General features: G+C 38.4%; 14 protein-coding genes. 4 read left to right on the top strand and 10 right to left on the bottom strand.

Annotation, left to right across the window (positions count from 1 at the left end):
* Positions 1–2: 2 nt before the first annotated feature.
* The 3 genes from cyoA to ppsA all read right to left on the bottom strand — a co-directional run bounded on the left by cyoA (position 3) and on the right by ppsA (position 4,607).
* The gene (gene cyoA, locus B9T30_RS07585) at positions 3–1,064 is read right to left on the bottom strand and encodes a ubiquinol oxidase subunit II (protein ID WP_086184443.1); all 1,062 of its coding nucleotides are present in this window, start codon (positions 1,062–1,064) and stop codon (positions 3–5) included.
* Positions 1,065–1,378: 314 nt separating this feature from the next.
* Positions 1,379–2,149: an RDD family protein gene (locus tag B9T30_RS07580; protein WP_086184442.1), complete on the bottom strand. Its 771-nt coding sequence runs from the start codon at positions 2,147–2,149 to the stop codon at positions 1,379–1,381.
* Between the two features lie 79 nt (positions 2,150–2,228).
* Complete coding sequence (ppsA, locus tag B9T30_RS07575; protein ID WP_086184441.1) at positions 2,229–4,607, bottom strand: phosphoenolpyruvate synthase; 2,379 nt, start codon at positions 4,605–4,607, stop codon at positions 2,229–2,231.
* A 154-nt stretch (positions 4,608–4,761) separates the two neighbouring features.
* Between ppsA and B9T30_RS07570 the strand changes: the two genes are divergently transcribed.
* Positions 4,762–5,598, top strand: coding sequence for a pyruvate, water dikinase regulatory protein (locus B9T30_RS07570; RefSeq protein WP_004648838.1), 837 nt, complete (start codon positions 4,762–4,764; stop codon positions 5,596–5,598).
* Between the two features lie 88 nt (positions 5,599–5,686).
* Positions 5,687–6,415 (top strand): hypothetical protein, encoded by a 729-nt coding sequence (locus tag B9T30_RS07565; protein WP_086184440.1) that lies wholly within the window; start codon positions 5,687–5,689, stop codon positions 6,413–6,415.
* Between the two features lie 54 nt (positions 6,416–6,469).
* Here B9T30_RS07565 and B9T30_RS07560 read toward each other — a convergent pair whose 3' ends face one another.
* The 5 genes from B9T30_RS07560 to B9T30_RS07540 form a co-directional block, all read right to left on the bottom strand.
* Positions 6,470–7,024: a flavoprotein gene (locus tag B9T30_RS07560; protein WP_086184439.1), complete on the bottom strand. Its 555-nt coding sequence runs from the start codon at positions 7,022–7,024 to the stop codon at positions 6,470–6,472.
* Positions 7,025–7,317: 293 nt separating this feature from the next.
* On the bottom strand, positions 7,318–7,794 hold the full coding sequence (gene yiaA, locus B9T30_RS07555; protein WP_086184438.1) for an inner membrane protein YiaA: 477 nt from the start codon (positions 7,792–7,794) through the stop codon (positions 7,318–7,320).
* Between the two features lie 589 nt (positions 7,795–8,383).
* Entirely contained in the window at positions 8,384–9,385 is a 1,002-nt protein-coding gene (locus B9T30_RS07550) for an LLM class flavin-dependent oxidoreductase (RefSeq protein ID WP_086184437.1), read from the bottom strand.
* 536 nt (positions 9,386–9,921) lie between these two features.
* Positions 9,922–10,428, bottom strand: coding sequence for a glycine zipper domain-containing protein (locus B9T30_RS07545; RefSeq protein ID WP_086184436.1), 507 nt, complete (start codon positions 10,426–10,428; stop codon positions 9,922–9,924).
* Between the two features lie 510 nt (positions 10,429–10,938).
* Positions 10,939–11,370, bottom strand: a complete 432-nt coding sequence (locus B9T30_RS07540; RefSeq protein ID WP_086184435.1) for a hypothetical protein — start codon at positions 11,368–11,370, stop codon at positions 10,939–10,941.
* Positions 11,371–11,736: 366 nt separating this feature from the next.
* On the opposite strand from B9T30_RS07540, the gene prfA reads away from it, so the two are divergent.
* Entirely contained in the window at positions 11,737–12,825 is a 1,089-nt protein-coding gene (gene prfA / locus B9T30_RS07535) for a peptide chain release factor 1 (RefSeq protein ID WP_086184434.1), read from the top strand.
* The gene (gene prmC, locus B9T30_RS07530; protein WP_086184433.1) at positions 12,825–13,643 is read left to right on the top strand and encodes a peptide chain release factor N(5)-glutamine methyltransferase; all 819 of its coding nucleotides are present in this window, start codon (positions 12,825–12,827) and stop codon (positions 13,641–13,643) included. The genes prfA and prmC overlap by 1 nt, the downstream gene beginning before the upstream one ends.
* A 363-nt stretch (positions 13,644–14,006) precedes the next feature.
* Here prmC and B9T30_RS07525 read toward each other — a convergent pair whose 3' ends face one another.
* Entirely contained in the window at positions 14,007–14,360 is a 354-nt protein-coding gene (locus tag B9T30_RS07525; protein WP_086184432.1) for a hypothetical protein, read from the bottom strand.
* A 487-nt stretch (positions 14,361–14,847) separates the two neighbouring features.
* Complete coding sequence (locus tag B9T30_RS07520; protein ID WP_086184431.1) at positions 14,848–15,798, bottom strand: lipase secretion chaperone; 951 nt, start codon at positions 15,796–15,798, stop codon at positions 14,848–14,850.
* Position 15,799 lies beyond the last annotated feature (1 nt).

Genomic DNA, 15,799 nt, shown 5'->3' with positions numbered 1-15,799 from the left:
TCTTATTCCTCTACAGAAGCAGTCGCATGCTCAACATTTGCATGAGCGTCAGAAGCCGCAGCTTCATGACCTACAGTTGCTGAGTGATCAGCACCATGGTAGTTGCTCATGTATCGGTTAATCACGGATTCGAACAATTTAGGCTCAACTGAAGAATAATAAGTCACTGGGTGTGGCTTAGTCGGATAAGGCTTCATTGCTTCAGCAGCAGCCTTTTCTTCTGGAGTTGTCGCTTTTGCTACTAATGCTTCGATTTGGTGCTTACCACGGTTGCCGTCACGTAAGGTTGCAAATTCAGTTTGGTCTAAAATACCTTTTTGAATTGCTTCAGGGTTAACTGAAGTACCATTACCTGCTTTAACTGCTGCTACCCAATTGGCAAACTGTGCATCTGTTACAGAATGAGCTTTAAAGCGCATTTGTGAGAAGCCATAACCTGAATAGTTAGAAGAGAAACCACGGAATACGCCAGTCGTGTCTGCTAACATGTGCAAGTGAGTTTGCATACCCGCCATTGCATAAATCTGACCAGACAATGCAGGAATAAAGAACGAGTTCATTGTGAAGTTAGACGTAATACGTAAGCTTAACGGAGTTTTCTCTGGAAAGCGCATTTCGTTAACAGTTGCAATATCTTGTTCTGGATAAATAAAGATCCATTTGAATTGTTCAGCAATAACTTGAACAGTTAACGGAGCTTTATCTGATTCGAGCGGGCGGTAAGGGTCATACTTGTGTGAACCCCACCAAGTTAACCAAGCTAGAATACCAATAATAATGACTGGAACACCCCAAACTATAATTTCAATAGCGGTAGAGTGTGCCCAAGTAGGTTTATAGTCTGCATCTTTATTCGACGCGCGATATTTCCAACCAAACCACAATGCCATAATAACTGATGGAATTACCACCAAAAGCATTAAGTAGATCGCAGTCATCATCAGGTTACTTTGACCTTCAGCAACTGGACCTTTTGAGTTTAGAAGTACCATATCACCGCCACACCCAGTTAAGAGTGCAGCCATCGCAGATAAAGACAATACAGCTAAAATCGTTTGTCTCATTTTACAACCTCGGTGAAGAGTCCCATTCCCTAATTTAATATGGGATAGCGATTAAAGTGTCGCATGATTGGAAATATTTATTTTCACTTAGAAATTCTAAGCATAGAAAATCCTTCCCAATCATGAGACACCGCTACGTTGTAGGGCATTATGCCTCATATTGTTGAACTAAGCTATATGTAAAGTGGCTTTAAATGACTGTTATAAAAACTGATTTTTTTACTCGGAATTAAAGTTTTAAGATGAAAATTATTATTTTAATATCAATATTCTGGGGAAAAACAGGGAGATAAAATCATCCCTGTTTTTGATGTTTATTGTTTGATCACTTTGGTTTTAGCTAATTTATCATGTAAAGTTTGACGTTTTTCGCTCAATGCGAAAACATGGTCAATAATTGTGATCAACGGCATAAAGAGCATATTTAAAATAATGAAGATAAAACTACGTAAAGTGAAGACACGCATCAGACTGACTTTTTCACCATTTTCGGCATCGACAATTTTAATTTTGGTGAGTTTTTTACCAATACTTTGCCCAGATTTTGCCAACATGAAGGCTTGAATACCTAGCATAATGATGATGTATACAAACATGGCTTGCCAAGCTTCTATAGGAATAAGGGTAAATAATTCCTGTTGTAATTGTACAGCTTGAGTTGATGTGTCAGCAGATTGCATCTTTTGTTGAATATCAGACAATTGATTAAATTGGTCAGGTTTTAGAAAAAATGAAGGAATAGCTGCTGCGGGTAACCACAATAATAAGTCGATAATTTTTGCTAAAATACGGGTAGTAATGGAAGCAAGTTCGCTGTTTTGAGTTGGTTTTTTCCCAGATTGTACTTTACTCATAGTTGCATTTTGTAAAGGTGTCTTTTCGAGAAAAGGGGTTGGGGCAGTATAACCTACAGGTTCATATACAAGTTTACCCTTGGTTAATTCACCTAAAGCTTTCCATTCTGGCATACCTTGGTGCCAAGCTAAGTCAGTGAGCATGACTTGCTGACTCGCGAGCATTTGATTGAGTTGCTCTAAGGTGTATGGACCCGCTTGTTGATTATCACGTGCCAAGTAAATTTGCATAAAATTGAATTCTCAAAACTAAATCTTAAAAGATGGATAAAAAAAGACCCACTAGTGGGTCTTTTTTTAACACGTTTTATTAAACTTGTTTAGTCTTTTCTTCTGCTAAGAAGAACCAAGTGTCTAAAACTGAGTCTGGATTTAATGAAACAGATTCGATGCCTTGTTCCATCAACCATCGAGCAAGGTCAGGATGATCAGAAGGGCCTTGACCACAAATACCAACGTATTTGCCTGCTTTACGGCATGCATGAATTGCCATAGAGAGTAATGCTTTAACAGCAGGATCACGCTCATCAAACAGGTGAGAAACGATACCAGAGTCGCGGTCTAAACCAAGTGTTAATTGAGTCAAATCGTTTGAACCGATAGAGAAACCATCGAAGTGCTCAAGGAATTGTTCAGCTAACAATGCATTGGTTGGTAATTCGCACATCATGATGACTTTAAGGCCATTTTCACCACGTCTAAGACCATTAAGCGCCAATAGTTCAATAACACGTTTTGCTTCTGCAACTGTACGTACAAAAGGAATCATGATTTGAATATTGGTTAAACCCATTTCGTCACGCGCTTTCTTCAATGCGCGGCATTCAAGTTCGAAGCAGTCACGGAAATTGTCAGACACATAACGGCTTGCACCACGGAAGCCCAACATTGGATTTTCTTCTTCTGGCTCGTATAACTTACCGCCAATGAGATTCGCATATTCGTTTGACTTGAAGTCAGACATACGAACAATCACAGGTTTGTCAGCGAAAGCAGCGGCAAGAGTTGAAATACCTTCAACCAATTTTTCGACATAGAATTCGATTGGAGAAGAGTAACCTGCTGTACGTGCCATGACCGCAGCACGTGTTTCACGTGGAAGGCTATCAATGTTCAATAATGCTTTTGGATGCACACCAATCATACGGTTGATGATGAATTCTAAGCGTGCAAGTCCAATACCTTCATTTGGAATAGTTGCGAAGTCGAATGCGCGGTCAGGGTTACCTACGTTCATCATGATTTTGAACGGAAGTTTAGGCATAGATTCAATCGAGTTACGTTGAATTTCGAAATCTAAAGAGCCTTCATAAATGAAGCCTGTATCGCCTTCAGCACAAGAAACAGTCACTTCTTGACCATCAGTCAATACTTCTGTTGCATTACCACAACCAACGATTGCTGGAACACCAAGTTCACGTGCAATAATTGCAGCATGACATGTACGACCACCACGATTCGTCACGATGGCAGCAGCACGTTTCATGACTGGTTCCCAATCTGGGTCAGTCATGTCAGAGACAAGAACGTCACCTGGTTGTACTTTGTCCATTTCTTTAATTGACGTTACGATGCGAACTTTACCAGAACCGATACGTTGACCAATTGAACGACCTTCACAAACAACAGTACCTTTTTGTTTAAGTAGGTAGCGTTCCATTGTGCCGACATTTTCACGGCTTTTTACTGTTTCTGGACGTGCTTGAACGATATAAATTTGATCATCGTCGCCATCTTTCGCCCATTCGATGTCCATTGGTGAACCGTAATGGTTTTCAATGATCAACGCTTGTTTAGCAAGTTCTTGAAGCTCATGATCATTCAGTGCGAATTGTTGACGATCTTGTTTTTCAACGTCTACAACAACAACTGATTTACCTGTAGAGCCTTCTTCACCATAAATCATTTTTTGGTGTTTAGAGCCAAGATTACGACGTAGGATTGAATGTTTCCCTGCGTTTAATAATGGTTTAGAAAGGTAGAATTCGTCAGGGTTTACCGCGCCCTGAACAACCATTTCACCCAAACCATAAGATGCAGTGATAAATACAACATCACGGAAACCAGACTCTGTATCTAGTGTAAACATTACACCCGCAGCACCTGTCTCAGAACGTACCATGCGTTGAATACCAGCAGATAAGGCTACAACTTCATGTTTAAAATTTTGATGTACGCGATATGCAATTGCACGGTCATTATAAAGTGAAGCAAAAACTTCTTTAATTGCGATCAATACATTGTCGATGCCGCGAATGTTTAAGAAAGTTTCTTGCTGACCCGCAAAAGAAGCATCTGGTAAGTCTTCTGCAGTTGCAGATGAACGAACGGCAACCGCGATTTCAGGGTTGCCGTTAGAAAGGTCTGCAAATGCGTTGCGAACTTCTTTTTCAAGTTCGGCTGTAAGCGGAGTATCGACGATCCATTGGCGAATTTTTGCGCCAGATTCTGCAAGAGCATTGACATCATCAACATTTAAAGTTGATAGCTCTGCCTGAATTTTAGCGTTTAGGCCACTTTGCTCGAGAAATTCACGATAAGCAGCAGCAGTCGTTGCGAAGCCACCTGGCACTGATACACCAGCATTGGATAAGTGGCTGATCATTTCACCTAAAGATGAGTTTTTCCCACCTACAAGTTCAACGTCGTGTTTCCCTAATTTTTCTAGACCAATTACGCGCGCTTCCAATGTTGTTACTCCACTTTTGCAGTATTAATCACTATCTTGCATGAAATTATAACAAATCTACTTAGCATTTTGATTTTACTAAGCGAAAGTTATATAAGATCAGTTTACTATAAAGATTTTATAGCACTTAGACAAATATTTAAGGAGAATTTTAATGTCAGAAGGTAAACAAATTAAGCGTAGTGTATTTTTTGTATCTGATGGTACAGCAATTACTGCTGAAACCCTTGGACACTCACTGTTAGCGCAATTTCCTCATGTTAATTTTGACATTCATATTATTCCTTATATTAGCTCTGAAGAAGCAGCCATGAATGTGGTTGCAGAAATTAATCAACGCGCTGATCGTGATGGGCAGCAACCTTTGGTGTTTGATACTCTTGTAGACCCGTATGTACGCGATATTATTAATACTGCAAATGCGGTAAATCTTGATGTTTTTGAAGGTCTTATTGGTAAGTTGTCTGAGGTTTTAGGTACTCCTCCTACAACTTTAGTCGGGCAAACCCATGCAGTGACCGACTCAGAGTCATATAAAGCCCGTATTGATGCGGTTCATTTTGCGCTAGACAATGATGATGGTGCGCGTACACGTCATTATGATAAAGCAGATTTAATTTTAATTGGTGTGTCGCGTTCAGGCAAAACGCCAACCTCAATTTATTTGTCATTACAGTTTGGTATTCGTGTAGCAAACTATCCACTGACTGAAGAAGACTTGGATGACAATCGTTTGCCTGCTGTATTAAAAGCGCATAAACATAAGTTATTTGGCTTAATGATTGATGCAGAAAGGCTTGTAGCGATTCGTTCTGAACGTAAAGCCAATAGCCGTTATGCAAGTTTCAGTCAGTGTCAGATGGAGCTTCGTGCCGTTGAGGGGATTTATATTTCTGAGGGGATTAAATATTTGAATGTTTCTGAAATGTCGATTGAGGAAATTTCAACACGTGTTCTACAAATGACGGGTTTGAAACGTCGTATAGGTTAATTGTCATTACATTATTCTATAGATATAAGAGTCTTTGTGTAGGCTCTTATTTCATGCCATAAATAACAAAGATAATGGATGAGTTAATATGAAAAAGATATTAAAAATAGCTGGTTTTAGTGTTTTGTCTGTTGGTTTTTTAAGCCATAGCTATGCCAATACCACAACTTTAAGTGCTTTAGAACAACAGATTTATACACAATATGCTGTGCAAGACTTTTATACAGTCAATCAAAAATTCGAAAGTGATGTGGTGAAACTGATTGAAAAAAATGCAGATAGTTATACTTATCGCTTTCCCAAACTTACCGAAAACTTTGGCTTAAGTATTCGCTACACGCCTGATCAATTGCTTAAAACCTATACTTTTGATGTTGGCGGTGGTGGCACTATGGGGACATATTCATCTTATGCACAGTTTAAAAATGCGCCCAAAAAGAAACTTCAAGCGATTGAAACTGGTTTTATTCGAAGTGTTGATCAAATCACGATGTCTGGACAGCCTATTTATTTAATTCAAAGTTACTATAAAGGCGATAGTTGTGTTGGTGCTTATCAAATACAAGCTTATAAACAGCAGAAAAATCAGTTGAATCCAGTATCAATTTTCCAAACCAAAACTAAAAAATTAGATACGATTAGTGTGGATTATAACTGTCAATATGATGCTGAACGTAAAGGGGATTATATTCGTGTTTCGAAGGATTTGAGGTTTATTGATATTAAATTGTTAGATCAAAATACCAAACCAACGGGTAAGTACTTACGCTATCAAAAAAATAACAACAATTATCAATATATCGGCACAGTAAAATAAGTTGATGTAAAAAAGAGGTCAAGATGAATTGACCTCTTTTTTATCTTTAAAATTTTAGTAAGTGCTAATAATGACATCCACTTTATGTTCAGTACCATCCATACTTTGTATTGCCTGATCGGTAATTTTAACGATGGGCCAAGTAATGAGTTTGCAATTTTCACGTTGTAACGCTGAATAATAAGTATCTGATTTTAGAAAAAGTTTATGTTCAGAAGCCGAATTCGGCATTAGCTGTCGTTTTAACCAATTATCTTGAACTTGTGATTCAAGATAACGAATAGCCAATAATGCTTTGATTCGGTTGTTAAATAAACGACGATTTTTAATAATCAAAGGGTGTGAAAGGAGTTTATGTATTCCTTTTTCTGTCTGAGGTAATAAAAAATGTGGCGTGATTTGAAATACTTTAACCAATTTAGCATCATTACAAATTTGCGCAAGATACGTCACAGTCATTTGGTTTGCACCAATAATAGCCACATTTAAACCTGAAAAATCAAATCGTTTGATATCTTCAGCGGCAACGATTTCCCCTTTAAAATTCTGAAAAAAATCGAGTGAGTTTTGAAAGAAACCATCCAATGGATTCTTTTTCTTGTTAACCATTTTCATATCCTTTCTTGTTTTTACTTCATTGCAGTTGGTTCTGCAATTCATTGGTATATCCAAGATAGAACTTTTGGTAAAGATTTTTCTGGAATCTGGTCAGTCATCGTCATCATGGTGTGGATGGAAATGCGAAACTATTTTTGCTTAAAATTGATAATCTTGCGTGTGAAACTGGATGAGCTGATCATAAAAATAAGGCTTGTTCTGAGACAGTAAGCCCTATTTTTAAATGTCATAGAGGATTTGACTAGGATCAAGACGCTGCAAAAAAGATTATGCTTTAACACACCTTAATTTTTTTCATCATCATGTTCTATATTTTCAAAGGATGTTTGTGAATAATGCGGCACACTGGGTGGCTGTGTATGCATTCTAAGATAGTCTAAATCGCGAATATTTTTTTGTACGGCAACTGCACCAAATAAGCTCAGTAAAAAAGCCATGATATAAAAGCCTTTTTCACTCAATTCAAGTGAAGCATTCCATAAACCAATGCTCAGCAGTGCAATGCAGATCACAATGGAAGCCCAACATAGCCCAAAATAAATAGCGGTGACATGAACGCCTTCGAGCTTGTCTCGGATAATTTTTTGCAAGGATACTGCTGCGAATAAACCATATAAAATGAGAATTAAATAATAACCTTTTTCGTTGAGCAGCATGTCTGCATTCCACAAACCGATCATATATGCTGCTGCACCTGCAATTAGAGCAACCCAACTTGCAGCAATAAATGCAGATGTTGGTTTATTAATATATTGATTCATTCTATTTTCCATTTTTGTATTGGATTGTTTTTTATATCACTATTATGCAGAAGCTGAACAGGATCGCAAATGTTGTTTAATCTGAACTGAGTAAAGTTAATAATGATGTAAGGAGCGTTATGGTGATTTGCAATAAAAAAATAGCACCTTAGATAAGTAGTGCCAGTCAGTTAAGGAGTTTTGTAATAAACTCCTTAACTTTTTAATTCTTTACGACGGAGTCTTATATTTTTTAAATCAAATATTTGGAGCTCATCTATTACTTTGGATAAGCCCAAATGAGAAGCCTCAAAATATATTTTGAGTTCGCAAGAAAGGCATCTTGCGGCGCAGTGCGCCTCACCGCAAAACTCGCCAAATATCTTTTATTAATTAATAAATCGCAGAAACTGTACTTTTCCAATCTTGCGGTGTATACACCTCATGCCTTGCGCTGCAAAATAAAGCCGTGCTTTATTTATTGCTCAAGTTGCGGATGACGTTTCCGCGTATCGAATAACATTATGAATTTAAAAAATAAAATGCCAGTCAATTTCTTAACTGACTGGCATTATCTTAGATAGGTGCTATTTTGGCCGTATTAAAGTGATTAAGCATTTTTGATATTCATTAATAATTCAAAGTTTTCAATGCGCTTGTCTGTGTCATAAATATCACAAGTGAAAATAAACTCATCGACATCGTATTTTTCTAACAGCATTTCTAAACCAGCTTTGACCGTGTCGGGTGAACCAACTTGAGCCATGGCATAGAAATTATCGACAGACATTTTTTCTGCGGATGACCATAGTCCATCCATCGTTGCAACAGGGGCTTTAAGTTTTAAACTTTGTCCACGCATTAAGCCAAGTACACGTTGGTATGCGCTAGTGGCTAAATATTCAGCTTCTGCATCTGTTTGGGCGACTACCGTTGGAACGCCCATAGAAATATAGGGTTTGTCTAAATATTCAGAAGGTTCAAAGTTTTCTCTATATAGTTTGATGGCTTGATCCAGCATGCGTGGTGCAAAGTGTGAAGCAAAGGAATAGGGTAGTCCTAGTTTTGCCGCCAATTGGGCACTAAATAAGCTTGAACCTAATAACCAAACTGGCACATGAGTATTTTGTCCCGGTGTGGCAATAATACGTTGCTGTGGAGCAGGTGCTTTAAAATATTGCAGTATTTCCAAAACATCTTGTGGAAATTGATTTTCAGTTTCTTGACGACCACGACGTAAGGCACGCATGGTCACTTGGTCTGTTCCAGGCGCACGTCCAAGACCCAGTTCAACACGGTTAGGATAGAGGGTTGCTAAAGTACCAAATTGTTCTGCAACAACCAGTGGTGCATGATTCGGCAACATAATGCCGCCTGAACCCACTTTTAAAGTTTGAGTATTCGCTAAGATGTAACCCAATAAAACGGCAGTTGCAGAGCTGGCAATACCATCCATATTATGATGTTCTGCAAGCCATAGGCGTTTGTAGCCTAATTCTTCCGCTTTTTGTGCAAGTGCCAAAGCATGATGAAGTGAAAACTGAATGCTTTTATCATCACGAACGGGAGCAAGTTCAAGGATTGAAAAAGGGGTGTCTTTTAATGAGCGCATCTGTTTTCTCAAATATGGAATCTGAGTAGAGCATACGATGCCTGATTGAACTTGTATATCGTTTTTTTTCGATATATATTTTTTCAATATATTCTGTATCTTGATCTGCTTTATAGATGGTTTTTTAGCAGCTATAAAAAAAGAACCCGAAGCTGTAATGTCAGTCTGCTAAGGAGTTTTGTAATAAACTCCTTAAATTTTTAGTTCTTCACAACGGAGTCTTATATTTTTAAATCAAATACTTGGAGCTCATCTATTACTTTGGATAAGCCCAAATGAGAAGCCTCAAAATATATTTTGAGTTCGCAAGAAAGGCATCTTGCGGCGCAGTGCGCCTCACCGCAAAACTCGCCAAATACCTTTTATTGATTAATAAATCGCAGAAACCTTACTTTTTTAAAATAGTCTTGCCTCGAACAATTGCGAATGACGTTTCCTCGTATCGAATAACATCATGAATTTAAAATAAAAAAGCCAGTCAATTTCTGAACTGACAGGCTTTAACCTAAAGGTGCTTTAAATTGAATCTTTAGCCATTAACGATGGTTTTTATAGTGTCCGCGATGGCGACCATTATCGTGTCTGTAATTACGATCATTGTAGCTGTATTTGCTGTTGCGATAGCCATTGTTGTTATAACGGTCGCGGTCATTACGATCTTCATCATAGCGGCGGTCTTCACTGACTTTTTTACCCAGTACAGAACCACCCGCAGCGCCTAGCGCTGAACCAACATAGCCGCCAGTTGTACCAGCAACATTTTTACCGACAGTATAGCCACCCACACCACCTAAACCACCACCGATTGCAGCACCTGTACGGTTACGACGATCACTTGAGATCGCAGCGCCACCAGCCCCACCAATTGCAGAACCAATCATTGCCCCAGTGTTGCCACCCATTTGTTTACCAAGCGCAGTACCGACCACACTGCCTAAAGCAGACGTCGCTGCTACACGTGTAGAACTATCAGCATAGGTTGTTGTTGCTGTTACTGCTGATGTTGCAACTACAGCGGCAAGAATTATTGAATTAAATTTCATGGCAAACTCCTTTTTGAAGCTTTCGTTATATCTTGAGTCTAATGTAGTCAAAGATTTGGAAATGAAGATGAACAGCGTGTTAATCGTTTGTATTCTTTATCTACTCAATTTATTCATGATTGGGGCGAGATGGAGAGGAATAGGCTGTTTATGCTGTAAAAAACATCAATTCAAGGTCGTGCGGGGAAATTGAGGGTTTAAAAAACAAATATATTCACTTTTTTGATTTATGACCGCAGATGACTTTTAAATCAAGATTTGGAACGGGTTGGATTCTTTGCTTTAGCCGAAAGGGGGGTATCGTATCCAGCACAGAATTTATCAAAAGATTTTTATTGCAGTTTTAGTGGCAGAAATTTTATTTTTCCAAGTGATTTTATGGAGAGTTGTGATGGGTGGCAGTTTGGTGAAAACACATTAAATAGCATTTAAAAAAATGCCAGTCAGTTTTTGAACTGACTGGCATTTTTTAGAATAAGGAATTTTATTATTCAGTTAGCTAATGATAACTTAGCGATGGTTACGACGGTATTTTTTAGATTTCTTTTTATAAGAGCGTTGGTCAGCATGACGGTCTTGTGATACTTTTTTACCGAGTACAGAGCCACCCGCAGCACCTAAAGCTGAACCCACATAGCCACCAGTTGTACCACCTACGCTTTTACCGACAGTATAACCACCGACACCACCTAAACCACCACCGATAGCAGCGCCAGTACGGTCACGTTTGTTTGCTGACACCGCAGCACCACCCGCACCACCAATAGCAGAACCAATCATCGCGCCAGTGTTGCCACCCATGCTTTTACCAATAGCCGTACCTGCTACACTACCTAATGCAGACGTTGCTGCTACGCGAGTTGTATTATCAGCATGAGCATTCACTGCCATCATTGAGGTTGCTGCTAATGTTGCGCTTAATAATAATGCATTAAGTTTCATAGTTAACTCCATGTCCAAAAAGCGGACCATTGTAATTGCTTTCGATGGCGGTAAATGTAACAAAAATATTTGGTGAAATATGGAGATGACGAAGCAGAGTTATGTGGTTTAGTGTCTGCTTTGTATTAGTTTTATTAAAAATGTGTAGAAAAGCCCGCCAAAGATACATTTGCAATTGAAATATGAATAAACCTAGGAGTGATTTAAATCACATTTTCAAAAATGTTCTTTTTTAATAAGAGGATTTGTCGCAACAATATCTATGTCATTTACACCCTAGAATCGTTACACTAAGCACAATTTTTTTGAGCTGATTTATGTCATGTAAGGCATAGAGATAGCCATTGTCTTGAGATATTTTACACAATGAAAGAGTCGTTACGTTTACGATTAGATCAACTTTCTGACCGTCATGAAGAATTAAACGCATTGCTTGCGGATATAGAAGTCATTTCTGACAACAAGCGTTTTCGTCAACTTTCGCGTGAGCATAATGACTTAACAGAAATCACCGAAGTTTGGAGAAAGTATACCCAAGCAGAAAAAGATATTGAAACTGCTGAAGCGATGCTCTCTGATCCTGATTTCAAAGAAATGGCGCAAGAAGAGATTAAGGACAATAAAGCCATTATTGCTCAGCTTGAAGCCGATTTAAACATCTTAATGATTCCAAAAGATCCAAATGATGCGAATTCTGCCTATTTGGAAATTCGTGCTGGAACGGGTGGTGATGAAGCAGCGATCTTCTCTGGGGATTTGTATCGTATGTACAGTAAATACGCTGAAACTCAAGGTTGGCGTCTTGAAGTACTGTCTGAAAATGAAGGTGAGCATGGTGGCTATAAAGAAGTCATTTGCCTGATTAATGGCGATGGTGTTTACGGTCGTTTGAAATTTGAAAGTGGTGCGCATCGTGTACAACGTGTTCCTGCGACTGAATCGCAAGGGCGTGTTCATACTTCTGCATGTACCGTAGCGATTTTACCTGAAGTTGATGTCGATACTTCGGTGGAAATCAATTCATCTGAATTACGTATTGATACTTACCGTGCTTCGGGTGCGGGTGGTCAGCATATTAACAAAACCGACTCTGCTGTTCGTATTACCCATTTACCAACGGGTACGGTGGTGGAATGTCAGGATGAGCGTTCGCAGCATAAGAACAAAGCCAAAGCGATGGCACTTTTGGTGTCACGTTTAGAAAATGCTAAACGTGCGGCAGCTGATGCGGCAACGTCTGAAATGCGCCGAGACTTAGTGGGTTCAGGTGACCGTTCAGAACGTATTCGTACTTATAACTACCCGCAAGGTCGCATGACTGATCACCGTATTAATTTAACTTTATATAAGTTAGATGCGGTGATGGAAGGTGATTTAACAGAGTTATTGGATAGTTTACATCGTGAATATCAAGCAGATCAGTTAGCAATGCTTGCACAGCAGAATGGTGGTTAATGAATATTGCACAGGCATTAGCCTTACGTGGTGAATCGGAAAGTTACGAACGCCAAGAAAATGCATGGTTGCTTGAACATATTACCAAAATTGATTCTTTTGATTTGGTTATGAAAAAAGCCCAAGCGTTAACGGCAGAGCAAGAGCAAGCCTATGTTGCGGCATTGGCACGAATTGAAGCTGGCGAACCTTTGGCTTATGTGACGGGTTCACAACCATTTTGGACTTTAGATTTAAAAGTAACCAAAGATACTTTAGTGCCAAGACCAGATACTGAAGTTTTGGTGGAAACTGTTTTACATTTAGAGCTACCTGAAGATGCTCGAATTGTAGATTTAGGCACAGGTACAGGTGCAATTGCTTTATCACTTGCCAGTGAACGTCCAGATTGGGCTATCACTGCAACTGATATTCATCAGCCAACGTTAGATGTTGCGCAGTTTAATGCAGATAAACATGATTTACCTCAAGTTAAATTTGCTTTAGGCAGTTGGTTTAAAGCTTTAGAGCGTAATCAATTCTTTGATGTAATTGTATCGAATCCGCCTTATATTGATCCAAATGATAAGCACATGAAGGATTTAGCAACTGAGCCAAAACGAGCTTTAGTCGCAGCGAATAATGGTCTAGCTGATATTGAATTTATCATTCAAAATGGTAAAAAATGGTTGACTGCTAACGGTTGGATTGCGCTTGAGCATGGTTATAATCAAGGTGGTGTGGTCTATCAACTGTTTAAGAAATATGGTTATAAAGATATTCAAACCATTAAAGATTACAGCGGTAATAATCGCGTAACAATCGGTTGTTCAAAATAGCTGAAAAAGAAAGAGATTTAAAAAAAGCGCATTAAGCGCTTTTTTTTTGCTTATTTATTATGGAGTTTAATCATTATTTTTCGATTTTTGATTAAAAAAGGAGTAGCCTCACTTTCTTTAAATGTAATTATTTTGTAATTACATTGTGTGTTTTAAGTGTTTGCAATTATCTTCAGGTAAGACAAAGAATAAGTTATTGCAATCAGCATTAGTTTAAGTAAAGTGATCAGCATAAATCGCCTAGCGTACAATATAGAGCATAAGGAGCTTTATTATAAATTTCGATCAAAATAAATTATTCAATAATGATTTACCCATAAAAAAGCGACTCAAAAGAGTCGCTTTTTAAAGCCATTTATAACATCACATTGGATAATCTTGTAGGCAATCGGATACTTCAACTTGCTCTAAAGCATCTGTTTCGAGTGCAAGGCAAAGCGTCACAATTTTCTTCAGATCAGCTAAATATTGTTCATCTTTAAAAGATGCACCTAACTGAAAGGCTTGAATATGGTCGGCACTAATATCAAGTGCTTGTACTACTTCAATGGCATCGACTTCATTAAAAAATGCAGTTACAGCATGATTTAAGTCAAGGTCTGATGCATTTAGAATGCCTTGATTCAGTTGCTCTTCAAATTGTGGAGTAGGAGACTGCAAAGCTTGGGTGAAGTTTTGCACGAGACGTTGATCGAGAACATCAATCATTTTAAGCATGACAGAACCTTTAATTTAAGGTGGTTTTACAGGAGAAGAACAGCAGGTTAAGCATAAAATATGCTTTTAAATTGAGTGAAAAATAACCTATTTGGGGGCTTTATGCAAACATCTTCCGATGAATGAAAAATTGAGTTTTTAAGCGTATGAAAACCTTGAAATTATTTAATAATAGGGTCTGTTGATACTTCATCATGGTAATTAGGTGAGGTATGTACATGGATTGGTATTTATATAAAACTAAGTACTTAGTTGAGAATATAGCTAGATTTTGGTTTTAAGCTACCTTTAAATTAACTCTAAAGATATGAAATAAATATACTTATTTTAATAATTTGGCGGTATGGTTTTTATTTGACCATAGCTGATTCAAACTAGAAAATATCGTGAAATTGCAAGGCGTGATGACAAGCTAAAGCAACATTATTTCCATAACTTTGCTTTAGCTGTGCTTTTTTTTGGGTTGAAATGATGAATGCTTAAGCCACTAATTAAAGTGCTTTTGTCGTAGTTGTTCCAGCCGTAGTTGATATTGCTGCTGCCACGTACTTTCAGGCAAGCTTTGTTTTCGTTGGTTCATTTCTTGGTTTAAAGTCGCAAGCTCCGATTGATAACTTGCCACTTGTTGCTGTTGTTGAGCGACTTGTTGTTCACGTGCAGCCAATTGTGCTGCTTCTTTCGGTGAGAAATAACTGCTAAGCAACTGTTGGGTAATCTTTTGTTGTTGTACAGGGTCGGTGATACCAATTAAAGCCAATTTAAGTGCTTTATCATAACTGCCATTTTGACCATCAATATTTTTGCTTGAATTTTTATATTGTTGTTGCAGTTGTGCAAGTTCACTCAGACGTTGCTGTTGCGTCATCTGCGGTGCTCGATTCAGGAGTTCGCCATAGGCAAACTGATAGCTGGCAAATTCTTTTTCTTCACCAAAGCCGAGCTGTGCTTCTTTTTGACCTAAAATCTGCTCACGTAATTTCCAAATTTCCTGATAACGCTGCTGTGGTGTCATTTGTGTGGACATTATTTTAGCTTGCATTTCTTTTTCATAGAGCGGTAGGCGTTCAAGCAGTTGCTCTAAAGTCTGGGCAAATTGTTGATCAGGATATTCGGCTAATACCTGTTTTAATAATGCCTGACAGTTTGCATCAGGGCAGTTTTGCTGTAACTGGGTCAATAATTGTGTGATATTGCCCGGATTTTTTTGAAAAAATTGAATCATTTGTTTGATCGATTCTTGCTGCTGCATTTTTGACTCGTCATTGTTTGCAGCTGCAAACTTATCTTGCGAACCCATTGGTTGCCCCGTTTTTGTGAGGGACGATGATGAAGTCTGAGTTTGATCCGATGTAGCATATGATGGGCTAAGACCCAACCATATACCAACACCAATCACCAATAAACTCAGCACCAAAGCGATAAGCCCAAAGTGCTTCATT

Source organism: Acinetobacter sp. ANC 4973 (assembly GCF_002135275.1).
Lineage (GTDB): Bacteria > Pseudomonadota > Gammaproteobacteria > Pseudomonadales > Moraxellaceae > Acinetobacter > Acinetobacter kyonggiensis.
Note: the sequence above shows the minus strand (reverse complement) of the source record. Positions and strands in the feature narration are given on the sequence as shown.